The sequence below is a fragment of the Pseudomonas sp. On1 genome, from assembly GCF_033783325.1.
Window position 1 is genome coordinate 14,004 of sequence record NZ_JAWPOA010000002.1, and the last position, 23,789, is coordinate 37,792.

Annotated in this window: 26 protein-coding genes and 4 tRNA genes; 16 read left to right on the forward strand and 14 right to left on the reverse strand. The window is 59.5% G+C overall.

From position 1 onward, the window contains the following. The first annotated feature begins 1 nt into the window (after nt 1). Nucleotides 2-400 carry a type IV pilin protein gene (locus tag R5C80_RS02265; protein ID WP_110604840.1) on the forward strand — a complete coding sequence of 133 codons (399 nt, stop codon included), beginning with the start codon at nt 2-4 and terminating at the stop codon, nt 398-400. A 53-nt stretch (nt 401-453) separates the two neighbouring features. Next, nucleotides 454-1,551, forward strand: a complete 1,098-nt coding sequence (gene thiO / locus R5C80_RS02270) for a glycine oxidase ThiO (protein WP_110604839.1) — start codon at nt 454-456, stop codon at nt 1,549-1,551. A gap of 60 nt (nt 1,552-1,611) precedes the next feature. Here the strand turns inward: thiO and R5C80_RS02275 are convergent, their stop codons facing one another. After that, nucleotides 1,612-1,842, reverse strand: a complete 231-nt coding sequence (locus tag R5C80_RS02275) for a PP0621 family protein (RefSeq protein WP_023632576.1) — start codon at nt 1,840-1,842, stop codon at nt 1,612-1,614. 94 nt (nt 1,843-1,936) lie between these two features. After that, nucleotides 1,937-2,956, reverse strand: coding sequence for an outer membrane protein assembly factor BamD (locus R5C80_RS02280; RefSeq protein WP_023632577.1), 1,020 nt, complete (start codon nt 2,954-2,956; stop codon nt 1,937-1,939). A 148-nt stretch (nt 2,957-3,104) separates the two neighbouring features. Between R5C80_RS02280 and rluD the strand changes: the two genes are divergently transcribed. The 7 genes from rluD (at nt 3,105) to R5C80_RS02315 (ending at nt 8,826) form a co-directional block, all read left to right on the forward strand. Continuing rightward, entirely contained in the window at nt 3,105-4,067 is a 963-nt protein-coding gene (gene rluD / locus R5C80_RS02285; RefSeq protein ID WP_110604838.1) for a 23S rRNA pseudouridine(1911/1915/1917) synthase RluD, read from the forward strand. Then, a complete protein-coding gene (pgeF, locus tag R5C80_RS02290; protein ID WP_110604837.1) occupies nt 4,064-4,804 on the forward strand; it encodes a peptidoglycan editing factor PgeF in 741 nt (246 codons plus the stop codon). Before rluD ends, pgeF begins: the two co-directional genes overlap by 4 nt. A gap of 125 nt (nt 4,805-4,929) precedes the next feature. Continuing rightward, entirely contained in the window at nt 4,930-7,494 is a 2,565-nt protein-coding gene (clpB, locus tag R5C80_RS02295; protein WP_023631670.1) for an ATP-dependent chaperone ClpB, read from the forward strand. Nucleotides 7,495-7,948: 454 nt separating this feature from the next. Beyond that, a tRNA-Asn gene (locus R5C80_RS02300) sits at nt 7,949-8,024 on the forward strand. Between the two features lie 4 nt (nt 8,025-8,028). Further along, nucleotides 8,029-8,105, forward strand: a tRNA-Pro gene (locus R5C80_RS02305). A 6-nt stretch (nt 8,106-8,111) separates the two neighbouring features. Beyond that, a tRNA-Lys gene (locus tag R5C80_RS02310) sits at nt 8,112-8,187 on the forward strand. Between the two features lie 102 nt (nt 8,188-8,289). Then, nucleotides 8,290-8,826: a dihydrofolate reductase family protein gene (locus tag R5C80_RS02315; protein WP_110604836.1), complete on the forward strand. Its 537-nt coding sequence runs from the start codon at nt 8,290-8,292 to the stop codon at nt 8,824-8,826. 124 nt (nt 8,827-8,950) lie between these two features. Here R5C80_RS02315 and R5C80_RS02320 read toward each other — a convergent pair whose 3' ends face one another. The 4 genes from R5C80_RS02320 to R5C80_RS02335 all read right to left on the reverse strand — a co-directional run bounded on the left by R5C80_RS02320 (nt 8,951) and on the right by R5C80_RS02335 (nt 11,753). Then, nucleotides 8,951-10,246, reverse strand: a complete 1,296-nt coding sequence (locus R5C80_RS02320) for an NAD(P)/FAD-dependent oxidoreductase (protein ID WP_038706812.1) — start codon at nt 10,244-10,246, stop codon at nt 8,951-8,953. An 84-nt stretch (nt 10,247-10,330) separates the two neighbouring features. Beyond that, on the reverse strand, nt 10,331-10,504 hold the full coding sequence (locus tag R5C80_RS02325) for a DUF3094 family protein (RefSeq protein WP_023631877.1): 174 nt from the start codon (nt 10,502-10,504) through the stop codon (nt 10,331-10,333). 132 nt (nt 10,505-10,636) lie between these two features. Further along, nucleotides 10,637-11,266, reverse strand: coding sequence for a DUF1780 domain-containing protein (locus tag R5C80_RS02330; RefSeq protein ID WP_038706811.1), 630 nt, complete (start codon nt 11,264-11,266; stop codon nt 10,637-10,639). Nucleotides 11,267-11,321: 55 nt separating this feature from the next. Then, complete coding sequence (locus R5C80_RS02335; RefSeq protein ID WP_038706810.1) at nt 11,322-11,753, reverse strand: hypothetical protein; 432 nt, start codon at nt 11,751-11,753, stop codon at nt 11,322-11,324. A gap of 86 nt (nt 11,754-11,839) precedes the next feature. Between R5C80_RS02335 and R5C80_RS02340 the strand changes: the two genes are divergently transcribed. Further along, nucleotides 11,840-12,547, forward strand: coding sequence for an energy-coupling factor ABC transporter permease (locus R5C80_RS02340; protein WP_023632865.1), 708 nt, complete (start codon nt 11,840-11,842; stop codon nt 12,545-12,547). A gap of 57 nt (nt 12,548-12,604) precedes the next feature. Here R5C80_RS02340 and yacG read toward each other — a convergent pair whose 3' ends face one another. The 4 genes from yacG to R5C80_RS02360 are packed head-to-tail and all read right to left on the reverse strand — an operon-like array spanning nt 12,605 to nt 15,502. Continuing rightward, the gene (gene yacG / locus R5C80_RS02345; RefSeq protein ID WP_046854173.1) at nt 12,605-12,805 is read right to left on the reverse strand and encodes a DNA gyrase inhibitor YacG; all 201 of its coding nucleotides are present in this window, start codon (nt 12,803-12,805) and stop codon (nt 12,605-12,607) included. Further along, complete coding sequence (gene coaE, locus R5C80_RS02350; protein ID WP_038706809.1) at nt 12,802-13,425, reverse strand: dephospho-CoA kinase; 624 nt, start codon at nt 13,423-13,425, stop codon at nt 12,802-12,804. Before coaE ends, yacG begins: the two co-directional genes overlap by 4 nt. Further along, nucleotides 13,425-14,291 (reverse strand): A24 family peptidase, encoded by an 867-nt coding sequence (locus tag R5C80_RS02355; protein ID WP_319049745.1) that lies wholly within the window; start codon nt 14,289-14,291, stop codon nt 13,425-13,427. Before R5C80_RS02355 ends, coaE begins: the two co-directional genes overlap by 1 nt. Before the next feature lie 2 nt (nt 14,292-14,293). After that, complete coding sequence (locus R5C80_RS02360) at nt 14,294-15,502, reverse strand: type II secretion system F family protein (protein ID WP_319049746.1); 1,209 nt, start codon at nt 15,500-15,502, stop codon at nt 14,294-14,296. A 227-nt stretch (nt 15,503-15,729) separates the two neighbouring features. Here R5C80_RS02360 and R5C80_RS02365 point away from each other — a divergent pair, with 227 nt between their 5' ends. The 4 genes from R5C80_RS02365 (at nt 15,730) to R5C80_RS02380 (ending at nt 17,564) form a co-directional block, all read left to right on the forward strand. Beyond that, on the forward strand, nt 15,730-16,140 hold the full coding sequence (locus tag R5C80_RS02365) for a pilin (RefSeq protein ID WP_102682141.1): 411 nt from the start codon (nt 15,730-15,732) through the stop codon (nt 16,138-16,140). A 58-nt stretch (nt 16,141-16,198) separates the two neighbouring features. Then, a tRNA-Thr gene (locus R5C80_RS02370) sits at nt 16,199-16,274 on the forward strand. Between the two features lie 128 nt (nt 16,275-16,402). After that, on the forward strand, nt 16,403-16,567 hold the full coding sequence (locus R5C80_RS02375) for a hypothetical protein (protein ID WP_319049747.1): 165 nt from the start codon (nt 16,403-16,405) through the stop codon (nt 16,565-16,567). Between the two features lie 325 nt (nt 16,568-16,892). Beyond that, nucleotides 16,893-17,564 (forward strand): hypothetical protein, encoded by a 672-nt coding sequence (locus tag R5C80_RS02380; RefSeq protein WP_319049748.1) that lies wholly within the window; start codon nt 16,893-16,895, stop codon nt 17,562-17,564. Between the two features lie 417 nt (nt 17,565-17,981). Here R5C80_RS02380 and R5C80_RS02385 read toward each other — a convergent pair whose 3' ends face one another. The 4 genes from R5C80_RS02385 to R5C80_RS02400 all read right to left on the reverse strand — a co-directional run bounded on the left by R5C80_RS02385 (nt 17,982) and on the right by R5C80_RS02400 (nt 22,584). Then, complete coding sequence (locus R5C80_RS02385; RefSeq protein WP_319049749.1) at nt 17,982-18,827, reverse strand: hypothetical protein; 846 nt, start codon at nt 18,825-18,827, stop codon at nt 17,982-17,984. 214 nt (nt 18,828-19,041) lie between these two features. Continuing rightward, nucleotides 19,042-19,914: a hypothetical protein gene (locus tag R5C80_RS02390; protein ID WP_319049750.1), complete on the reverse strand. Its 873-nt coding sequence runs from the start codon at nt 19,912-19,914 to the stop codon at nt 19,042-19,044. Nucleotides 19,915-19,976: 62 nt separating this feature from the next. After that, complete coding sequence (locus tag R5C80_RS02395) at nt 19,977-21,848, reverse strand: hypothetical protein (protein ID WP_319049751.1); 1,872 nt, start codon at nt 21,846-21,848, stop codon at nt 19,977-19,979. Then, nucleotides 21,835-22,584, reverse strand: a complete 750-nt coding sequence (locus R5C80_RS02400) for a hypothetical protein (protein ID WP_319049752.1) — start codon at nt 22,582-22,584, stop codon at nt 21,835-21,837. The genes R5C80_RS02395 and R5C80_RS02400 overlap by 14 nt, the downstream gene beginning before the upstream one ends. A 652-nt stretch (nt 22,585-23,236) precedes the next feature. Here R5C80_RS02400 and R5C80_RS02405 point away from each other — a divergent pair. Together R5C80_RS02405 and R5C80_RS02410 are read left to right on the forward strand one after the other, a co-directional pair. Further along, nucleotides 23,237-23,374 (forward strand): hypothetical protein, encoded by a 138-nt coding sequence (locus tag R5C80_RS02405; protein WP_319049753.1) that lies wholly within the window; start codon nt 23,237-23,239, stop codon nt 23,372-23,374. Next, on the forward strand, nt 23,367-23,597 hold the full coding sequence (locus tag R5C80_RS02410) for a hypothetical protein (RefSeq protein ID WP_182322032.1): 231 nt from the start codon (nt 23,367-23,369) through the stop codon (nt 23,595-23,597). The genes R5C80_RS02405 and R5C80_RS02410 overlap by 8 nt, the downstream gene beginning before the upstream one ends. Nucleotides 23,598-23,789 lie beyond the last annotated feature (192 nt).

Consider the following 23,789-nt stretch of genomic DNA (forward strand, 5'->3'; position numbering starts at 1 on the left):
CATGCAGCGGGGTCTTGGTCTGATCGAATTATTGATTGTCGTGGCGCTGATCGGCATGCTGGCAGCCATTGCCTACCCCAGTTACAGCGACCAGCTACGCCGTGCCGCGCGCAGCGAGGTGGTCGGGCTGCTGCAGGACGCGGCGTTGCGCCTGGAACAGCATCGCGCGCATGTCGGCGGCTATGCCGACAGCGAGCAGCTTGTCACGCTATTGCCGGCTGGCAGCCGCTACTACCAACTGCAGGTACAGCGCGACGAAGACGCTTTCACACTGCTTGCGCGTCGGGTTGCGCAGACGCTCATGGCAGATGACCGCTGTGGCGACTTCCGCCTTGATCACGCCGGTGTGCGTGATAATCCCGGGGGCAGCGAAGACGAACAGGCGTGCTGGGGAAGCTGAAGATCAAGAGGTGCCCGTGCACCGTGGAATTACTTCAGGTGTTGGATCGAACGATGAGCAAGCAAGTAGTGATTGTCGGCGGTGGCGTCATCGGCCTGCTGACGGCGTTGAACCTGGCGGCGGATGTCGACCAGGTGGTGGTGTGCGACCAGGGCGAAGTAGGGCGTGAGTCGTCCTGGGCCGGTGGCGGCATCGTCTCGCCGTTGTACCCCTGGCGCTATAGCCCGGCGGTAACGGCGCTGGCGCATTGGTCGCAGGATTTCTATCCACAGCTGGGCGAGCGCCTGTTCGCCAGCACCGGCATCGACCCGCAGGTGCACACCACCGGGCTGTACTGGCTGGACCTGGACGACGAAACCGAGGCCCTGGCCTGGGCGGCCCGTGAGCAGCGGCCGCTCAGCGCCGTGGATATCTCGGCTGCCTACGACGCGGTGCCAGTGCTCGGGCCAGGCTACCGCCATGCCATCTACATGGCGGGCGTGGCCAACGTACGCAACCCGCGCCTGGTGAAGTCGCTCAAGGCCGCGCTGCTGGCGCTGCCCAACGTCACCCTGCGCGAGCATTGCCAGATCAGCGGTTTCGTCCATGAAGGCGGGCGTGTCGCCGGGGTGCGTACCGAGCAGGGCGTGCTGGCTGCCGACGAGGTGGTGCTCAGTGCCGGTGCCTGGAGCGGCGATCTGCTGCAGACATTGGGCCTGAGGCTGCCGGTGGAGCCGGTGAAAGGGCAGATGATCCTGTTCAAGTGCGCCGAGGACTTCCTGCCGAGCATGGTCCTGGCCAAGGGACGCTACGCGATCCCGCGCCGCGACGGGCATATCCTGGTCGGCAGCACCCTGGAGCATGCCGGCTACGACAAGACCCCGACCGGTGATGCGCTTGAGAGTCTGAAGGTTTCGGCGGTGGAACTGCTGCCGGCGCTGGCGGATGCCGAGGTGGTAGGGCACTGGGCTGGCCTGCGCCCTGGGTCGCCGGAAGGCATCCCTTACATTGGTGCAGTGCCGGGGCATGCGGGGTTGTGGCTGAACTGCGGCCATTACCGCAACGGGCTGGTGCTGGCGCCGGCGTCTTGCCAGCTGTTCAGCGACCTGCTGCTGGGGCGTGCGCCGATCATCGATCCGGCGCCGTATGCGCCTGAGGGGCGTCTGGGCTGAGACACAACAGTGATGACGAGCGGGCGTGGGAGTGGGGCAAGCCCGCTCCCACAACGCAACTCAGCGCTGTTGCCCCGGCCCTTGCTCCAGATGCTGCTGGCTGCAATACCACTCCTTGCCCAGCTGCAACGCCCGGTCATTGGGCAGGTGCACGCCGCAATGGGCACAGCGCACCATCTGTAGCGGGTCCTGCAGGCGCGGTTCGGCAGGTGATTGCTGACTGGTCTTGAACTTGCGCCACAGCCAGAACGCGGCGGCGATCAGGGCGATCCAGAAAAGTAGGCGAACCATGGTGTCCAGCTTGTCGAATTAAGAAGGCGACAGTCTAGGACGCGGCCAATAAAAAAGGGAGGCCTCGGGCCTCCCTTTCTGCGCATGTGACGTATCAGTCGAACAGACCGAAAGTCATGTAGCTGAACCAGCTGCGGTCCTTGTCGGCTTCCTTCGGACCTTCCGGCAGGATCGGGTCGCCGTTCTCGTCCTTGGGGAGCAGCTCTTCGGGCATCTCGGAGCGGGCGTCCTGGAACTGCTTGACCACGTCCTGGTTGGCGCGGGTTTCGCCCGGCGGCAGTGGGGCCTTGGTTTCGATCAGGCCCAGAGTGGCCTTGGACAGCCACGAGCGGTTGCCGTTTTCGTCGACTTTGGTGACGAACTGGCCATCGACCAGGCTCGGGTGGTCCGGGTAGTTGAGCTTGAGGGTCTCGAGGCTGGTGGCGGCCAGCTCGTCCAGGTGCATGCGCTGGTACGACTCGACCATCACCGCCAGGCCGTCACCCACCGATGGGGTTTCCTGGAAGTTCTCCACCACGTAGCGGCCACGGTTGGCGGCGGCTACATAGGCCTCGCGGCTCAGGTAGTAGTTGGCCACGTGGATTTCGTAGGAGGCCAGCAGGTTGCGCAGGTAGATCATGCGCTGCTTGGCGTCCGGGGCGTAGCGGCTGTTGGGGAAGCGGCTGGTCAGCTGGGCGAACTCGTTGTACGAGTCGCGGGCGGCGCCCGGGTCACGCTTGGTCATGTCCAGCGGCAGGAAGCGCGCCAGCAGGCCGCGGTCCTGGTCGAACGAGGTCAGGCCCTTGAGGTAGTAGGCGTAGTCGACGTTCGGGTGCTGCGGGTGCAGGCGGATGAAACGCTCGGCAGCCGACTTGGCGGCCTCGGGCTCGGAGTTCTTGTAGTTGGCGTAGATCAGCTCGAGCTGGGCCTGGTCGGCGTAGCGGCCGAACGGGTAGCGCGACTCCAGGGCCTTGAGCTTGTTCACGGCGCTGGTATAGCTGGAGTTGTCCAGGTCGGCCTGCGCCTGCTGGTACAGTTCGGCCTCGCTGAGGTTCTCGTCAATGACTTCCTTGTTCGAGGAACAGGCAGCGGTGAGCCCGAGGATGGCGATCAGCAGCAGGTGTTTCACTTGCATGGCGGCTTGCGTCCCTTTGACGGCCGCTGTCTTGGGCGGTGCCGTCCTGTTATGATGAGCGCCCCCGGCAAACCCCGGGGCAAAAGAAGCCGTATTTAACCACAAGCGCGCAGCCGAAACCAAAGGCTGAACGCCCGTCGATTCGAGCATGTCCGAGATCATTCAACTTAGCGCAGAGGTCCCGTCCGAACTGGGCGGCCAACGCCTCGACCAGGTCGCCGCCCAATTGTTCGCCGAGTACTCGCGTTCGCGCCTGTCCTCGTGGATCAAAGATGGCCGCCTGACCGTCGATGGCGCGGTGCTGCGGCCGCGCGACACCGTCCACACCGGCTCCATCCTGGCCCTCGAGGCCGAGCAGGAGGCCCAGGGCGAATGGGTGGCTCAGGACATCGAGCTGGACATCGTCTATGAAGATGACCAGATCCTGGTGATCAACAAGCCGGCCGGGCTGGTGGTCCACCCGGCGGCGGGCCACCCCGACGGTACCCTGCTCAATGCCCTGCTGCACCATGTGCCGGACATCGTCAACGTACCGCGCGCCGGTATCGTGCACCGTCTGGACAAGGACACCACGGGCCTGATGGTGGTGGCCAAGACCCTGCAGGCGCAGACCAACCTGGTCGACCAGCTGCAGAAGCGCTCGGTCAGCCGTATCTACGAGTGCATCGTGGTCGGCGTGGTGATCGCCGGTGGCAAGATCGACGCCCCGATCGGCCGCCACGGCGGCGAGCGCCAGCGCATGGCGGTCACCGACGGCGGCAAGCCGGCGGTCAGCCACTATCGCGTGCTCAAGCGCTTCCGCTCGCACACCCATGTGCGGGTCAAGCTGGAAACCGGCCGCACCCACCAGATCCGCGTGCACATGGCGCATGTCGGTTATCCGCTGGTCGGCGACCAGACCTACGGCGTGCGCTTCCGCATTCCGCCGGCCGCCAGCGTGGCCATGGTCGAGGCGGTGAAGAACTTCCCGCGCCAGGCCCTGCACGCCCGCTTCCTGGCCCTGGATCACCCGACCACCGGTGAGCGCATGGAATGGGCCTCGCCGCTGCCGGACGACTTCCTCTGGCTGCTGTCGCTGCTCAACGACGACCGCGAGAGCTTTATCGGATGAGTGGCCTGACGCAGGCGCTGATCATTCCCGACTGGCCGGCCCCGGCCTCGGTACGCGCCTGTGTCACCACCCGCGAGGGCGGCGTCAGCCTGCCGCCCTATGAATCCTTCAATCTTGGCGACCATGTGGGCGATGACCCCGCTGCGGTTGCCGAGAACCGTCGTCGCCTCAGCAATGAATTCGCCATCCAGCCCGCCTGGCTCAAGCAGGTGCACGGGCTGGTAGTGGCCGATGCCGACCCTGCCGTGGTCGCCGAGGCCGATGCCAGCTGGACTGACCAGCCGGGCATTGCCTGCACCGTGATGACCGCCGATTGCCTGCCTGCCTTGTTCTGCGACCGCGCCGGTACCCGCGTGGCCGCCGCCCATGCCGGCTGGCGCGGGCTGGCCGGTGGCGTGCTGGAAGCCACCCTCGATCGCCTGGCCCTGCCACCCGAAGAAGTGCTGGTATGGCTGGGCCCGGCCATCGGGCCGCAGGCGTTCGAGGTCGGCATGGAAGTGCGCGATGCCTTTACCGCCGTGCATCCCGAGGCGGCCGCGGCGTTCGTCGACGGCGAGCGGCCGGGTAAGTTGATGGCCGATATCTACCAGCTGGCGCGGATTCGCCTGGCGGCGCGTGGGGTGACTGCCGTTTATGGCGGAGGGTTCTGCACGGTCAGCGATCCACGCTTCTTCTCTTATCGCCGTACCCCGCAGGGTGGGCGCTTCGCTTCGCTGGTCTGGTTGCAGCCGCGCTGACCTCCGTCAACCCCGCTACGCTTGAATCTTCCAGAATCACCCTTATCTATTGGTCATCTCAGGCAGGTTCATCATTACAGGTGCTGTCCATCGCTCCGCCTGCCCTTTAAAGGAAGGTATCCCCCATGCGAATAGACCGACTGACCAGCAAGCTGCAACTCGCGTTATCCGATTCCCAATCCCTGGCCGTGGGCATGGACCACCCGGCCATCGAGCCCCTGCACCTGCTGCAGGCGCTGATCGACCAGCAGGGCGGCTCGATCAAGCCGCTGCTGATGCAGGTCGGCTTCGACGTCAACAGCCTGCGCAAGGCGCTGACCAAAGAGCTCGACCAGCTGCCGAAAATCCAGAACCCCACCGGCGACGTGAACATGTCCCAGGACCTGGCGCGCCTGCTCAACCAGGCCGACCGCCTGGCCCAGCAGAAGGGCGACCAATTCATCTCCAGCGAGCTGGTGCTGCTTGCCGCCATGGACGAGAACAGCAAGGTCGGCAAACTGCTGCTCGGCCAGGGCGTGAGCAAGAAGGCCCTGGAAAACGCCATCAACAACCTGCGCGGCGGCGCGGCGGTGAACGACGCCAACGCCGAGGAATCGCGCCAGGCCCTGGACAAGTACACCGTCGACCTCACCAAGCGTGCCGAGGAAGGCAAGCTCGACCCGGTGATCGGCCGTGACGACGAGATTCGCCGCACCATCCAGGTGCTGCAACGCCGTACCAAGAACAACCCGGTATTGATCGGCGAGCCCGGCGTCGGCAAGACCGCCATCGCCGAAGGCCTGGCCCAGCGCATCATCAACGGTGAAGTGCCCGACGGCCTCAAGGGCAAGCGCCTGCTGGCGCTGGACATGGGCGCGCTGATTGCCGGCGCCAAGTACCGCGGCGAGTTCGAAGAGCGCCTCAAAGGCCTGCTCAACGAACTGAGCAAGCAGGAAGGCCAGATCATTCTGTTCATCGATGAGCTGCATACCATGGTCGGCGCCGGTAAAGGCGAGGGCGCCATGGACGCCGGCAACATGCTCAAGCCGGCCCTGGCCCGTGGCGAACTGCACTGCGTCGGCGCCACCACGCTCAACGAGTACCGCCAGTTCATCGAGAAGGATGCCGCGCTGGAGCGCCGCTTCCAGAAGGTGTTGGTCGAGGAGCCGAGCGAGGAAGACACCATCGCCATCCTGCGCGGCCTGAAAGAGCGCTATGAAGTGCACCACAAGGTGGCCATCACCGACGGCGCGATCATTGCCGCGGCCAAGCTCAGCCACCGCTACATCACCGACCGCCAGCTGCCGGACAAGGCCATCGACCTGATCGACGAAGCCGCGAGCCGCATCCGCATGGAGATCGACTCCAAGCCGGAGGTGCTCGACCGCCTCGACCGTCGTCTGATCCAGCTGAAGGTGGAATCCCAGGCGCTGAAGAAGGAAGAAGACGAAGCGGCGAAGAAGCGCCTGGAGAAACTGACCGAAGAAATCGAGCGCCTGGAGCGCGAGTACTCCGACCTCGAAGAGATCTGGGCCTCGGAAAAGGCCGAGGTGCAAGGTTCGGCGCAGATCCAGCAAAAGATCGAGCAGGCCCGCCAGGAACTGGAAGCCGCGCGCCGCAAGGGCGACCTTAGCCGCATGGCCGAGCTGCAGTACGGGGTGATCCCGGACCTGGAGCGCAGCCTGCAGATGGTCGACCAGCACGGCAAGACCGACAACCAGCTGTTGCGCAACAAGGTCACCGAGGAAGAGATTGCCGAAGTGGTGTCCAAGTGGACCGGCATCCCGGTGGCGAAGATGCTCGAAGGCGAGCGTGAGAAGCTGCTGAAGATGGAAAGCCTGCTGCACGAACGGGTGATCGGCCAGGACGAGGCGGTGACCGCCGTGGCCAACGCCGTGCGCCGTTCCCGCGCCGGGCTGTCCGACCCGAACCGCCCAAGTGGCTCGTTCCTGTTCCTCGGGCCCACCGGGGTGGGCAAGACCGAACTGTGCAAGGCGCTGGCCGAGTTCCTCTTCGATACCGAAGAGGCCATGGTGCGCATCGATATGTCCGAGTTCATGGAGAAACACTCCGTGGCGCGTCTGATCGGTGCCCCGCCAGGGTATGTGGGTTATGAAGAGGGCGGTTACCTGACCGAGGCCGTGCGCCGCAAGCCGTACTCGGTGGTGCTGCTCGACGAGGTGGAGAAAGCTCACCCGGATGTGTTCAACGTGCTGCTGCAGGTGCTGGAAGATGGCCGCCTGACCGACAGCCACGGCCGCACCGTGGACTTCCGCAACACCGTGATCGTGATGACCTCCAACCTGGGCTCGGCGCAGATCCAGGAACTGGCCGGTGACCGCGAGGCACAGCGTGCGGCGGTGATGGACGCGGTGGGCGCGCACTTCCGTCCGGAGTTCATCAACCGCATCGACGAAGTGGTGGTGTTCGAACCGCTGGGCCGCGAGCAGATCGCCGGTATCACCGAGATTCAGCTTGGCCGCCTGCGTGGTCGCCTGGCCGAGCGCGAGCTGTCGCTGAGCCTGAGCCCGGAGGCCTTGGACAAGCTGATCGCCGTCGGTTACGACCCGGTGTATGGCGCACGGCCATTGAAGCGTGCGATCCAGCGCTGGATCGAGAACCCGCTGGCGCAGTTGATCCTGGCGGGCGAGTTCCTGCCGGGTGCGGCGATCACCGCGAAGGTGGAGGGCGACGAGATCGTCTTTGGCTGACCTGCAGTAAACGAAGAGCCCCGCGTAAGCGGGGCTTTTTTATGTGTGCTGTCCGGCTTTATCGCGGGGCAAGCCCGCTCCCACGCCGATCTGCGCCAGAAAGTACCCAATGCGTGGGAGCGGGCTTGCCCGCGACAAGGCCAGTATAGGCAGCGCAAACCCCTGATTTTCCGGCTTCCTAGCTAACTTGCTGAAAATTTTGAAAAAAGTGCTTGCACAAAAATCAGAGTGCCCCTAATATTCGCCCCGCTGTCAGGCACTGAGCAGATCGCCAGCAACACCGACGATCTGAAAATAACTTACAAATCAGTAAGTTGAACGAAAAAAAGTGGTTGACAAGCAAAACGAAGAATGTAGAATAGCCGGCCTCAGCAGCGACAACGCGAAAGCGGATAGCCAAAGAGATCGAAGCTAACACAGGCTTCGAAGCAGTAAAGATGTACCGAAGTTCAGTTCCGCGATAGCTCAGTCGGTAGAGCAAATGACTGTTAATCATTGGGTCCCTGGTTCGAGTCCAGGTCGCGGAGCCAATCTCGGGGTGTAGCGCAGTCCGGTAGCGCGCCTGCTTTGGGAGCAGGATGTCAGGAGTTCGAATCCCCTCACCCCGACCATTTTCAGGGTCGTTAGCTCAGTTGGTAGAGCAGTTGGCTTTTAACCAATTGGTCGTAGGTTCGAATCCTACACGACCCACCATGTAAAGAGGGCATCTCGAAAGAGATGCCCTTTTTCTTTGTCCGAGATTTATATCCCCGCCCTTTGCTACCCTGTGGCCTTTGCCCGCAGGAGTGCCCGCGCATGCCACTCAAAGCCAGTGTTTTCATCGCCACCAGCTTGGATGGCTACATCGCCCGTGAAGATGGCGGCCTCGATTGGTTGTTAGGGGCCACCCAGTCTGCTGACGACCATGGCTACGCCGGTTTCAAGGCCGGCGTCGATACCTTGGTAATGGGGCGTGGCACCTTCGACAAGGTCATGACCTTTGGCGAGTGGCCGTATCCGGATGCGCGAGTGGTGGTGGTCAGCAGCACCCTCAAAGCACTGCCCCAGGGCGTATCAGAGCGCGTCGAGTTGCACCCGGGGCCGATCCCGGCTTTGCTCGAACACCTTCAGGCCACGGGCGCAAAGAGCCTTTACCTGGATGGCGGCAAGCTGATTCAGGGGTTCTTGCGTGAGGGGTTGGTGGACGAGATGACCATCACCCGCATCCCCGTGCTGCTGGGGCAGGGGATACCGTTGTTCGGCGAGTTGGCGAAGGATGTGCTGTTGCAGCACATGAGAACGACCAGTTACGAGAGTGGGTTCGTGCAGAGTACGTATCGCGTGGTCAGATAAATCGCGTCAAGGCCATCGCCGGCAAGCCGGCTCCCACAGGAGCGCGCATCCTTGTGGGAGCTGGCTTGTCGTGGCGACGAACCGCAGCAAAAGGGCTGCAAAGCAGCCCTAGGATCTTGAAGCCTCAGTGCAGCTTCAGGCGCGGCTCGGTGCCCCGGCCAATCTTGCTGCCCAGCATCAGCATCAAGGTGCGGAAGGTCCCGTACAGCGCCATCTGGTGCATCCGGTACAGCGACACATAGAACATCCGCGCCAGCCAGCCTTCCAGCTTGACGCTGCCCATCAGGTTGCCCATCAGGTTACCCACCGCCGAGAAGCGCGACAGCGATACCAGCGAGCCATAGTCCTTGTACTCGTAGGTCGGCAGCGCCTTGTTCTCCAGGCGCAGCTTGAGGCTCTTGGCCAGCAGCGAGGCCTGCTGGTGCGCGGCCTGGGCCCGTGGCGGCACGTTGCGGTCGGTGCCAGGCTGCGGGCAGGCGGCGCAGTCGCCGAAGGCGAAGATGTTGTCGTCCAGGGTGGTCTGCAAGGTCGGGCGCACCACCAGCTGGTTGATGCGGTTAGTCTCCAGGCCGTCGATGTCCTTGAGGAAGCCCGGCGCGCGAATGCCCGCCGCCCAGACCTTGAGGCTGGCCTGGATCACTTCGCCCGAGGCAGTCTTCAGGCCATCGGCGGTCACTTCGCTGACCGCGGCGTTGGTCATCACCGTCACCCCGAGTTTTTCCAGGGTCTTGTGCACCGGCACGCTGATGCGCTCCGGCAGCGCCGGCAATACCCGTGGGCCGGCTTCGATGATGGTGATGTGCATGTCTTTGGGCTGGATCTTGTCCAGGCCGTAGGCTGCCAGCTCATGGGCGGCGTTGTGCAGCTCGGCCGCCAGCTCCACGCCGGTGGCACCGGCGCCGACGATGGCCACGCTGATCTGCTCGCTGGCCACATCTCCGGCGTGCGCACGCAGATAGTGGTTGAGCAGTTGCTGGTGGAAGCGCTCGGCCTGCTTGCGGCTGTCGAGGAACAGGCAGTGCTGCGCCGCCCCCAGGGTGCCGAAGTCGTTGGTGTTGCTGCCCACGGCGATCACCAGGGTGTCGTAGCCGATGGTGCGCGCAGGCAGCAGCTCACGGCCCTCGTCGTCGAGGGTCGCGGCCAATTGAATCATCTTGTTTTCGCGGTCCAGGCCGCTCATGCGTCCCATCTGGAAGTTGAAGTGGTTCCACTTGGCCTGGGCCACGTAGTTCAGTTCGTCTTCCGAGGAGTTCAGCGAGCCGGCCGCCACTTCGTGCAGCAGTGGCTTCCAGATGTGCGTCAGGTTGGCATCAACCAGGGTGATCTCGGCCTGTTTGCGCTTGCCCAGGCTTTTACCCAGGCGGGTCGCCAGTTCCAGGCCGCCGGCGCCGCCGCCGACAATCACGATGCGATGAGTCATGGGGATATCTCACAAGTTTTACGGAATTCGTGGACACAAGGTCCGGCCGCATCCGGCATGAGGGGCGGGCGAGCGCAAGGCAGCTCATAGCACCAGTCCACTCAGCAGGCGGCTCAACAGGCCCAGACCGATGGTCACGGCCACCACCAGCAGCAGGAGCAGCCACGGCCGGAAGGGCCGGCGCTCGACTTGATGCTGGGGGGCGCTCAGATACTCATCGACGCGACGCTGATCTTCAGGATTCAGGCGGCTGGTCATGGTGGGCCTCGTCAGATAGACGTTCGTGACTGCGTGTACGCCACAGCGTTCACGCAAACGCATGGGTCGAATGATAATGCTTTCTATCCCTGGCGCCGAGTGTACGTGATCGCAAAGACACCCGGCACTGGATCAAAGACTGATGCCTACGTCGAACACGATGCTGCGCCCCAGGTTGCCGCGCAGGAAATCCGGCGCGTCCGGGTGGGCGAACAGCACCCGGGCGAAGGTCGGCCCCACCAGCGACAGCGACCGCCAGCCCTGGCGCAGGTACTCGGTGGGCGGCGGGAAATGGCTGTTGAGGTCGAGCACCTCGCGCTTGAGGCTGGCGAAGGCGATGATGTCCAGCTCGCTCAGGTCCAGCCCGCGCTCGCGGTAGTTGTGCGACTTCTTGCGCAGGGTCGGCGCCAGGCGCGCCAGCAGCTCCTGGGCACTGATGCGCCGGGGCCGCTGCTCGCGGCGCACCAGCTGGGCCAGAGAGAAGGCGCTGCGCCGCCGTTGCAGCTCCTCGCGCCATTCGTCGTTGAGCCGGCGGCCCTCGTCGAGCACGAAGAACACCTCGAACGCAGCGTCGCGGAACAGCACGTCCGGCGGCTCTTGCCCGGCCGGCGTGAAGTCCTCGCTGCGGTAGGGGATGTTCAGCCCTTGCAGCAGGCGCTGGCAGACCCAACGCTCGCGCTCCCATTTGCGGGCATTGGACAGGAACGCATTGGCTTGCTCGGCCTGGATGGTAAGCAGGCGGAGGTAGTCTGAGTCATCCATGGGGACAAGCTTAGTCGCTAATTGATGACGGTAAGATGCTGTTTGTGCGTAGGAATCAGCCCAGCACCAGCCATTGCTGCACCACCCCCAGCAGATGCAGCAGCCCCCCGCCCAGGCAAATGGCCGAACTGACCGCGATAAACCGCCGACTGCGCCCGGTGCCGGCCAGCACCAGCGGCCCCAGCAGGCCCCGCGCCAGGTACACCAGGGTGATCAGGCAGATCACCGGCAACAACAAGGGCAATGGGCGCATCAACCCAGCCGCCGACAAGGCATAAGCCGACCAGACGAGCAGCACCGCCGCGATCGCCGCAGTAACCAAGGCGGGGTAGGCGCGCCCTTGCTCCGCCGCCCTGGCCATGCGCTCGCCGGCGCCGAACAAGCGGTACCAGCGCGGGCCAATGGCGATCACCGCCAGGTGCAGCACGCCGGCGATGGCGCTGAACGCCGCGCCGAGCAGCAGCGGCAGGTTAAGTCCTTCAGGCATGGCGGATGCGTCCTGCATCGAAAGGAGGTGCCAGCCTATAGCAACAGGCTGAAAGGGAGAATGGGTGTAGACTCAGGCTTGTCCACATGGCCGACAGGGATATTGTTCAGGTGATCAGTGCACAAGTCTTGTCCAGCACCAGCCTTACCCTTGGCTGGATAGGTTACGTGCCCCTGCTGATCTGGGCCGCCAGCCGCACCCGCTGGGTCGAGCTGTTCACCGACACCCGCCGCCAGCACTTGTTGTTCGGCACGGTGTTCTGCCTGTTCATACTCTGGTTGGTGCGCCGCGATTTCGATACCGGGGTGTCGTACCACTTCATCGGCATGACCGCCGTCACCTTGCTGCTGGACTGGCCATTGGCCGTGCTCGGCGGCTTTCTCGCCCAGCTCGGCCTGTTGCTGATGGGCCGGCAGGACCTCGCCGCCATCGGCGTCAACGGCCTGCTGATCGTCGGCCTGCCGGTGCTGGTCACCGAGGTGTGCGCGATCCTGGTCGAGCGCGCCCAGCCGCGTAACCTGTTCGTCTACATCTTCTGTTGCGGGTTCTTCCCGGCGGCGTTGACGGTGTTGCTGTGCCTGATGGCAGGGCTGGGGTTGCTGTGGATGGACGAGCGTTTCGCCATGCCGGAATGGCTCAGCGACTTCGTTGGCTACCTATGGCTGATGATGTTCCCCGAGGCATTTATAAACGGCACGGTGATCAGTGCGCTGGTGGTGTTCTGCCCGGAGTGGCTGGAGACCTTCAACCGCAGCCGCTATCTGCAGGCCCCGTGGAAGGATGAAGAGAAGTGATGTGAATGGCACCGGCTTTGCCGGTGATCGCGGGGCATCCACACCACCGAACCCTGCTTAGTGCCGCGGCTCCAGATCCCCCGAATACAACTCGTCCTCGGACTCCTCCGCCCCGGCGATCTTGTGCTCCTCGGCCGCCCAGGCGCCCAGGTCGATCAACTTGCAGCGGTCCGAGCAGAACGGCCGGAACGGGCTCTGCTCGCCCCATTCCACGGGCGCCCCGCAGGTCGGGCAATCAACGGTCATCGGCTGGCTCATGGCTGGCCTCCTCGTAAAGTCAGGTAAAAGTGGTGCAGGCGGTCGATCTCGTCGTGCAGCGATTGCAGGTCACGATCGTTGACCACCACGTCATCGGCATGGCGCAGGCGCTCTTCCCGGGCCAGTTGGGCCTTGAGAATCGCCTGCACCTGTTCCGCGCTGGTGTTGTCGCGGGCCAAGGTGCGTTGCACCTGCAACTCGGTCGGCGCGTCGATCACCAGGATGCGCTGGGTCTTCTGGTGCTGCCCCGACTCGATCAACAGCGGCGAAACGTACACCGCATAGGGCGTCTCGGCCTTGGCCAGGTAGCTGAAGATCTCCTGGCCGATCAGCGGGTGCAGCAGTTGTTCCAGCCATTGCCGTTGGCTCGGGTCGGCGAAGATCAGCTGGCGCAGGGCGCCACGGTCGAGCTGGCCGTCCGCCTGCAGCACGCCTGCGCCAAAGCGCTCGACGATGCTGGCCAGGGCAGGGCGCCCCGGCTCGACGACCCAGCGCGCGGCCTGGTCGGCATCGACCAGATGCACGCCCAGTTCGACGAAACGCTCGGCGGCGGCGCTCTTGCCACTGCCGATGCCGCCGGTAAGGCCAAGAATCCAGGGTGTGAAGGGCGCTGTGCTCATCAGGTTCCAAGCAGTTGCAGGTATGAGGCGACTATTTCATCACCCCAGAGCAATGCGATCCACCCCGCAATGGCCAGATAAGGCCCGAAAGGCAATGCCGCGCCCATTTGCGTGCGCTTGAAACGCACCAGCGTCAGCCCGATCAGCGCCCCCACCAAGGACGCCAGCATCAAGGTCAGCGGCAGGATCTGCCAACCGCCCCAGGCACCGAGCATGGCCAGCAGCTTGAAGTCGCCGAAGCCCATGCCCTCCTTGCCGGTGATCAGCTTGAAGACCCAGTACACCGACCACAAACTCAAGTAACCCGCCACCGCGCCCCACAGCGCATCGCTCAGCGGCACCAGCAGCCCGAAGGCGTTGACGATCAACCCCAGCCACAACAGCGGCAGCACCAGCACATCCGGCAGCAACTGATGCTCGGCATCGATCAGGCTCAAGGCGATCAGCCCCCAGGTCAGCAGCATTACCCCCAGCGCCTCGACGCCCGGCCCGAAATGCCAGGCCACCAACAGCGAGAGCAGGGCGCTGCCCAGCTCCACCAGGGGATAACGCACGCTGATCCGCGCCTTGCACCCCGCGCAACGCCCGCGCAGGGCCAGGTAACTCAGCAGCGGAATATTTTCCCAGGCGCGGATCTGGCGCTGGCAGTGCGGGCAACGCGAAGCTGGCAGGCACAGGTCGAAGCGCTCATGCTCGGCCTGCGGCAGCCCCAGCACCTCCTGCGCCTCCCGCTGCCATTGGCGCTCGAGCATGATCGGCAGCCGGTACGCCAGCACATTGAGAAAACTGCCCACCAGCAACCCCAGCACCGCGGCCAAGGTATAGAAGAACGGCGGATGATCGACGATTACGGTCCAGGCATTCATGTTCAGATCAGGCTACCCAACTGGAAGATCGGCAAATACATCGCCACGACGAGGCCCCCCACCAGCAGCCCGAGGATCAGCACGATGGCCGGCTCCAGCAGCGTGGTCAACTGTTCCAGCGCCTGGCTCACCTGTTCTTCGTAATGCAGCGCGGCCTTGTCCAGCATCCGGTCGAGGGCACCGCTGGCTTCGCCCACCGCCGCTAGCTGGCGCAACAGCGGCGGGAACAGCGCATCCGCCTCCATCGCCTGCTGCAGGCCCATGCCACCAGCCACATCCTGGCGCAACTTGAGGATCGCCCGCTCGTGCAGGCTGTTACCACTCACCGGTGCCACCGTGGCCAGCGCATCCAGCAACGCCACCCCGGCGGCGTAGGAGGTCGCCAGGCTGCGGGCAAAGCGCGCCAACGCCGCCTGCCCGAGCAAGGAGCCCACCACCGGCACCCGCAACACCCCACGCAATATCCACAGGCGCGCCGGCAGGTGCCGTTGGTACAACGCCCGAATGCCAAACCCCAGCGCAGTTATCAACAGCACCAACCACCCGACGTGATTGCCCAGCCCTGTGGATAGATCGATCACCCACTGGGTGAACGCCGGCAGCGCCTTGTCGAAACTGGCGAACAACCCCTGGAACCGCGGCACCACCTCCAGCAGCAACAGCGCCGCCACTCCTAGCCCCGTGAGCAACAACAGCGCCGGATACAGCATCGCCTTGCGCACCTTCTGCCGCAGCGCCTGGCGCTTCTCCAGCATGGTCGCCATCTGTTCCAGCTGCCGGTCCAGCGTGCCCGACTGCTCGCCCACCCGCACCAGGTTGCAGTACAGCGCATCGAACCACCCCGGATGGCGCTGCAAGGCATCCGCCAAACCCAACCCCGCCGCCACATCCTGTTGCAACCGCGCCAGCAACGCCGCCATGGCGCTGTTCACCGTACTGCGCGCCATCACCTCGAACGCCTGCAACAGCGGCACCCCCGCCGTGAGCAAGGTCGCCAGCTGGCGGCTGAACCCCGGCGCATCCGCCTTGCCCGCCCGTTGCGGCCAGCGCCAGCGCAGCCCACCCGCCAGCCGCACCCGCGTCGCGCGGATCCCCTGCTTGCGCAACCACGCCTGCACGAACGCCGGGCTGCGCCCAGTGTGCTGGCCCTGTTGCGGCGTGCCGCTGGCATCGACGCCTTCCCAGGCGTACAGACGGGTGGAAGCAGGCATGGCGAGAGTCCTTTTGCGCGGGGGCGAAAAGCCCGGTAACAGCTTGCCCGGCCTGCTGCCGGGCGCGTTTCCCTGTGGCTCACTAGAGTAGTCCAGCGAAGATGACGCCCCGCCGCGCAGGGGTGACAAAAGGTGTCGGTTCAGGCCTACTGCGCGCCTGCCGGCCGGGGCGCGCCACGATGCAAAGCGCCCGCCGCGCCTCCACGTATCACGAAGGAAGACCGTTCATGAAAGGGCAACGAGGTATCACCCTGATCGAACTGATGATCGTCGTCGCGATCATCGGCATCCTGGCGACCATCGCCATTCCCATGTACACCAACCACCAGGCCCGCGCCAAGGCTACCGCCGCGCTGCTGGAGATTTCCGCGCTGAAGACGCCGATGGACGTGCGCCTGAACGACGGCAAGGACGTACCCGACGTCGCCAGCCTCGGCGGCCAGCCCGCCACCGCCCATTGCGCGATCACCGCCAGCGGCAAGGCCGCCGACGGCACCGCCAGCATCGCCTGCACCCTGGCCGACGCCCCAGCCAATGTGCTGGGCAAGACCGTGACCCTGGCGCGTACCCAGGCAGGCTGGACTTGCGTGACCACGGTAGAGGAAGACCTCGCGCCCAACGGCTGCACGGTGCAATGAAAGTGAGGTGAAACAGGGGTTTGCGTAACCGACACGGCAGTGGTACGTTGCGCAACACGCCGGTGTAGCTCAGTCGGTAGAGCAGCGCACTCGTAACGCGAAGGTCGCAGGTTCGATTCCTGTCTCCGGCACCAGAAATGTCGATAGTGTTTAGTTACCCTATCGGGCTGATGAACCGCCTTCGGGCGGTTTTTTGCTTTTTAGATCGGGCGGGGCGTTTCGTCTGCGAGTAGCTGGTCGCTACGGTTGGGGAGGGGGATCCATGAATCCATTCAAGTCGCGTACTGAGAAGGTCACAAGCCCCTTCGCTGAGTTCATTCGCAATGCGAAAGCTGTCGAGAAGAAGCGCGTTTACACAGCTGTCCTGGTTGAGGCTTCTAAGCGACAGAACGAGATCATGGTTGCAGCCCAAGAAAAAAGCGTGTGATCAAAAATGCGTTACACGAAGCCCGGCTAAAAGTCGGGCTTTTCTTTGAGACGGAACCAAGGGTAGTCCATGTGGTTGGCTGTAATGTTGATTGCACAATGGAGTTATGGCTGAAACCATTCAGTCATATGTTATCGCACCTGCCCGTCAGAAAATAAACCTGTCACCCTTTTTCACAAGCAGCATTAAACGATCTAGATATAAGTAGTTGACGGCTAAGGGCTGCCGGTAAAAGGCGCTTTCTATTGCATTGCCTCTATAGTATATTGTATTGGTTTTGTGGGTTAATCTAACTAATAAAATTCACGCCTGAGTCGAGCGCTCTATGACGAATCAAGAAAAAACTAATAAAGAGAACGCTGGCATTGATACAGTGCTTAAGCGAGTTCGAGTGATTGCTAATGAAATGCTGTCGGAGTTGGATCCAGCTTTGGCTAGCCGCGCACAAGAGATTATGGATTTCCGAAGCTCTATTACTCAAGAGACCGCTAGAGGGTCAGTGTTGATGTCCGCAGCGTTTCTTGATGATCGACTTGAAGGCTTATTAAAAGCAAGATTGGTAAATAATAAAACTATTGTCTCTCAAGTATTTGATTTCAATGGTGCGCTTGGGACGTTCTCGTCTAGGATCAATTTTTCATACTTGCTAGGTCTTTTGCCTGTAAATGCTAGAACGGATTTGCATAACATCCGTAGCATCAGAAATATTTTTGCGCACAGTGCCTTGCCATTGGAGTTCGAGGATTCTGAAGTTTCTAAGTTGTGCGACAGATTAAAGTTTCATGGGGTTAAAGAAATAACTGCGCCTGGAGCTAAGTTTAGACGATCCGTAATGGCCTTGTTGACGTTTATACTACAAGCTACCGAAGAGGCTCAGCATTTAGAACCTAAGGCGAATTACGAAATTCCCGACAGCACAGAAGCTTATAAAATGGTATCCGCTATTTATGAGGAAGTAACAGGTGAAGAGTACCCAATAAGTAATCAACATGAATGATGGTGTTGAGTGCTAGTTTTTACGAAAAGGTTCTCGTCTGCATCGGATAGACGCTTTATGGTCTGTAACCTTATGGTAATCGGCCGAGTGCTAACTTTGGCTATAAGGACAATCGGCTTTTAGCGCTTTGGCCTGTTCAGGCTGGAGCCGTGCCGAGTGTCCATCTCGCGCGCGTATAGCTATAATTAACTAAAGCTCAAAGCCTAGTTTTTGATTCGCTGAATATGAGAGGGGCATACTTTCATAGAGAGCTTGGTTTGTGTGCTATTTCGGGGAGGTGCATAGCGAAGCAAGTGCAGCAGCGAGTAGGAGCTGAAAGACGCTTCTGACCGTTGAAGTGACCTCTCGAGCGATTATTTAATCCCTTGCCCTAGATTGAACGTCGTATTCTACTCGCTAAGAACCGACGCGATCTCATCAGTTCAGCATAGTGTTCGGGGAAACCCCTATAGTTGGAAGCCAAAGGTTCAATCTTGCCATGGTGATGTAACGAGCGCCGGTGCCTCGATACAGGCCTTTGAACTCCTGCCAACAAGAGTGAATCCGTTTCTCCGCTTTGGTCGCTGCCACTTTTGTAGAAAACTCCAGTGCGATGACACAATCGGAAAGCTGCACGGTGTGATCTAGCTTAATTGCTTTTACGGACAGGCAGTCTGGGAGTCCAACTCTAGGGACTAAAATAACCCATCCTTTTGTTCTTCCTTTAGCCAAGTTGCGGGTTTTGGATAAACCTTCAAGTTTTCCAGTAACCGCAACGATCTTAAGATCTGTGGAGTGTATAAATGGTATCCCAGATGGATCAGAAATATTTAGGTGGACTGGCAGGCTGCCTCGAACGATAGTGGTCTGTATAGCGCCACTGTAATGCTTGATTTCTTGATAAGACTGCTGATGAACTCCAGGCTGAATTTGGACAACGGATGCTTGAACCCTTGCGCCGCGAAAAGTGCATCGTTGCAAATCTGCCAATTTTGTAAGTTGGTAGTCTTCTGCAAGTGCTTGCCGGGCGTCCTGATCAGTCTCAGAGTAGAGAAGGGATTCTGGCGCTATCACAATGGCACCCAAACTGGGCTGAAACAGTTCAAAGCTTCGCAGGAGGTGAGCCATTGCGATGCTTCCCCTCATTTCCTTTCCCGCAAACTGGATCTCTAGGAATTTCTTATGGCCGTGGCTGAAGGGCGGATTCAGCACCAGCAAGTCAACCGGCGGCCGCTTACACAAGGTTGCGCTGGTACTGGGGTGGAGCAAGTCACCTACGGACAAGTGCCAGTCAGGCCTCCTCAACCGTAGCTGGCTGATCGCATCTACATCACGGTCAATCCCGATAGACTCTACTGAACCAAAGACAGCATTCGCTGCATCCAGAAGCCGCCCTGATCCACACGTGGAGTCGACGCACACCCTAGGCACAAAGGGAAACACGCCACGCTCTAGGGCGCTAACTGCAACGTCTTCCGGCGTGTAGTACCTATCCAAATCAATAGGCATGGAAGTCCTCAAAATCGTAGACATGGACTATCCCCACCCCTGACGTCCGTCCACTTTTCTTAACGGGATGGTCGAACAATATTTCAGTCGTTTCGGCATTCTTCATGGCGAATAGAACAGATCCAATAGCGTGCGGCTTGGTGCCGACAAGCGCCAAGTATATATAATGCTCCGGGTAATCTCTACGGATCTTGGTCAGCGCTTCGAACGCCTCGAATGGACAGCTTGCACGGGCATATCTGACCTCCGAATGGGCTTTGTACTCGTCCAAGAACATTCGGTTGCAACCCACCGTAAATGCTGGGTATTCGAGTTGAAATCCTGGTGCCCCAACCACCGGGATGACTTTCGGAACCGGGTCAAGCTGCGCAGCAAGGTGTTCAGGGCGATTACCCTCAAACCCCAACATTGCTATAAACAGGCACCTGTCTTCATCATCTGGTCCTGCAAGCTGGGCGAAGCCTGGCAATGGCGCTAATCCTCCAAATGTGACACTCAAGTCGAAAATGGCAGAGGATGCAGGGCTAGGGTGCGGGGTATATGACTCTGGTTCAACGTACATTAACCGCGTATTGATTTTTTGTGAGTAGGCACTTTTCAATAGTGGTGCCCAAACATTGTGGGAAAATCCTGTGACATCAATTAAGAAGTATTGAGAAGTAAAGATTGAATTTATAGAGTCTTCGTCTCTGAGAGAGATACGGAGCTCTTGGTCTTTATGACATACTGCTATTGTATCTTCGTCTAAACTTTTGATAAAAACGATTCGTTCAGGAGAAGTACGCTGAATTTCTTCCCATGCATCAAGTCTGTCCCTATTCTCCGCAAGGTCGCCGGCGAGGATTATTATCTCTTCCGGCATTAAGTCGCTAATCGTAAATGTTTTGAAGCGTTTGGTGTGGAGTGACGGAATTGGCAATCTAATCATTTTTTTTGCCCGTCATCATAAAAGGCAGAGAAGAGTGCAAGTTGTTCTGGAAGGTCATCTTCTGTTGTTTGCGGTCTATCATCAAGAAGCGCAGAAATTGCCCGAGCTGGGCGATCCTCTAAGACACTTATCAAGGTCGAGGCCTCGATTGACATACGTCTCTTTTTCCGATGTGAAATCTCAAAGAAGGGGCTGAAGATTCTATGTAGGCGGTATTCGTCATCTCTAAGCTCAACGCTGCTGGTCGATTTTGTCCTAGGAGCTGATTCGAATGCGAGATGACCGACGCCCTCCTGTAGCAAGCCATGAATCCTAGTTGTTTCCGATTGATTACCGGATAGAACAAATGATGTAACTTCTGGTGTTTTACCACTAGGCTCTCTTGCGAGCTCGAAGAATACCTTGCCTATAGCTAGAACTAGGCGCTTAAGCTGTACTCCACGGTCTGCTAGCCCCTCTAGTTGGTTGAGACGACGTTTTCCAACTTCTCGAGCCGCGAGGGTTTGAGACTTCGCGGAAATAACCAGGGGTTGATGGTTGACTCCCTCCTCATCGAGCTGATAACCGATTGCTGTGTCGATCAGTTCCAAGAAGTAGCGTATGTTTCCAGCGGCGAGTGAAAGCAGTGTTCGTTCGCCGCAATAATACTTTCTAATTCTCGCGCCTTTTCTACCTTTCGAGAGCCAAAAAAGACTGGCGTAACCGTGGTTACCTAGCCTGGTCTTCCATTCGCTTTCATTAGCAATCCAATCATTCGCCAGTTCTTGTAATGATCCTCCTTCACTTTGTTGCCAATACTTGAGGAAGGACAGTTCAGCTTGGGTTTTTTCGCTGAAGAAGCTGTAGTGCTTGTTAGTTTTAAGCTCTTCGAGCACTGCTGTAGCGACGCGGTCCGCTCCTAAAACAACAGCCTCATCAGCAAGCGAAAGTTCTTGCAGGAAGTCGCGAAGGTTGTCCGAAATCTTCGCCCCAACGCCTTGCGCGTATTTAAGTCTTAACTCTGCAACGGCTTTTGCGAAAAAGTCGAAGCCCTCGTCAGCGATTTCAATCTCCAGGCAGTCGTCAGGTACCCTCAGCAGGTCTTGCCCATCCAGGGTCTGCCTATTTCTTAATCCGTTTTTTCGAACTCCTACCTTGTATGAGAGGGGCGGTTCAGCATGTTTGATATATGTATTAAGTATTGCCTGTTGATAATCTAGAAGGTTTTCGTACTCATCAATGCAGCAAAATATTACTCTGTTCCCTAGGAGGCTTTGATGCTGAAGGACTTCGGCAAAGGTTCTTAGAGGAGATTCCGCCATTGATAGCGTTATTCCAAGATCCTTCATAGGGTTGTTGACTTGCAGTTGTAGTGAAGAAATCGCTTTTTTTATTAATCCTTTGAGTTGTTCAAGCGTGTCGCAAGTTTCCAGTCCTAATTCCAGAGAAATTGTTGCCAGGCTCTCAGGTTGTAGTCTTAAACCTTGCTTTATTTCTAGCCACAGTGCCAAGTTTACCATTTCGCTGCAGGCTGAAAGGTTGAAGTAATGTGCAAATAGTTTTGCCCACCTTTCTTCTTCGATACCACTACCAGCAAAAGCCCGAACCCGATTCTTGTTCATCCGAACAAGAATCCCTAGATACTCTTGATCCTCGAAGGATTGACCGCTACCTTCCAAGCGCTCTAGCATCGAATCGTAGCGTAAAGACTGTAGTGCTGTTGTTTTACCTGTCCCGCGACCGCCAACAAGGAAGCATGGGCGCATTACTTCGAGTTTGCCAAGGTAAGCTGGCTTGACAAATAATTCTTTGAAGTTGGCAGATGGCCATTCTGCTCGGTTATCACCAAAAAGCTGTCTTAAGACGCCTGTGGAATTATGTTCGCTCAATTAATGGCTCCCAGTTGTCTCGCCCCGGTGACCAAAAAATTGGCAGGGTGGCGTCAGGAATTGAATGTTCAAAGCCGAACATTAGGCCTCGATTTTTGTATCCAAACATTAGATAGTTTTGATTGCCGGCGATGTAGTTTTCTGTTGGCGTAAGCCGAGGGGTATATTTTGCTAAAAATTGCAAGATTGGTATTTTCAAACTAGGGTTTGCATCCATCACACCTGCTATAGTGGACTTTTTTTCTAATATGTGTGTAGTGCAAACAGCAACAGTTGGAGCGCAACTATTGATTTTTACAAGGCCGAAATCAGTTGTGACCAAGGTCACGTAAATGGCAGTAAAAGAGGTTTTCGAGTGTGCATCTGCAAATGATCTGTTCTTTTTGTCAAGCATCTTCCACGTCGAGACAAACTGATCGCCAGAACCCACGAAGTCATCAATGAAAATCACCGTGCCACCCGAGTACGCATGGTCAAGTGCTGCTTCCGAGTCCACTACGAAGCTGTCGTTTAGGTGTAGTAATTGCCGGGCGCTGCGGCATAGAAAGTAGCCGGAATCTGTAGGGTTTGGGGTTTCCCCCCTCACTGGCGTCAAAACCGCTGAGCTGATACTAGCCACAAGCTCAGCACCACATGGGGCCGATGGCCCCTTAGCCATTCCATCACCAATTGAATTATAGGAGGCTACTAAAAGTGCGTCAGTGAGCGCTTTATTATAGAAAGTGAACTTATCCAAGAGAAACGCAGCGATGTGGGCGTCTGAGTCGTCGAAATTTCTAAGCCAAGCCCGAGGGCGTAGCTTTGGCTCGGATGGCCACAAGCCTGCTCGCTTGAGAATGTCACATTTAGACAAAATTTCTTGTACTTGAGTGTCAGCGCGCAATCGGGAACTCCATGTTTTGTTGCTGCAGCTCAAATAGGCCGATGCTAATTCTGGCGACCGCATCCACACCCGGAAACTGCAAATTGTGGACAGGAAGCAATTTTGAGTCGACTAACAATATTGCTTCGGCCGTTTATCCACCACGTTAGAGAGTCAGTCCGAGGCTATCAAAATGCCATGCGAGAGTCTACCAACAGCCGGTCCGATCATAGCGCTCCAACGGGCCTTGACTTAGGCAGTAAGATGTAACGAGTGTTTGGCCTCGTCGAGCTACGTAGGAAGGTCATGTCAAGCTAGCGAGGCGCTTGCTCATAACGTGAAACGTCAACCACCGTACGCTTCACCTCGCCAATATTTGTAGTCAGCGATCGTCCAGCCGGTAGCTGCCAGCCGCGACAGCGCCTGATACTGGCTTTGCGGTCCGCAACCTGGAATAGCCTGAGGGTAAATCTAGGGCTAGAGATGCCGCGAGCGGTGGCAGTTCCACAACGAAAGGAACTAATGCATGACCACCAAGATACTGAGGATCCTCGCATCCGCTCTCCGCCGCCCAACCCCCGCGGGCACCCCATCCCCCACCTTCTACCCGATCGACAGCCACTCCCTAGCCACCCGCGCCAACCGGGAGGTGCCCCATGCCTGACCATGAACGCCTGTCTACCCTCCAGAGCTACGTCTGGACCCTCGAACTGCTCGGCGAGGCGCTGGTGCAGCATGACGAGGTGCTGGAGTGCGAGCACAACCCGCAACTGAGCTTCCGCAACACGGCGGGGATTCACCAGGCGATCCGGATCATCAGCCGGTTGGCCAGTGAGCAGTTCGGCAAGCTGGAGGCGATGAAGGAAGAGTGTGTTTCCGAAGGCTGATGCCGCGCATCATCGGGGCCGCTTTGCGGCCCCATTGTGTAGCGTGCCCTGTTCGGGCAGTACCTGATTCGTCGTCGAAAAATAAATCCGTTCCCATTTTTCGGACACCCTTGCACAAGGCTAGGCCGGATGGCCGACCACGATAGCTGCCCCACCTATCAATAGCGACTGGCTGCTATTGCCTTCGCTACC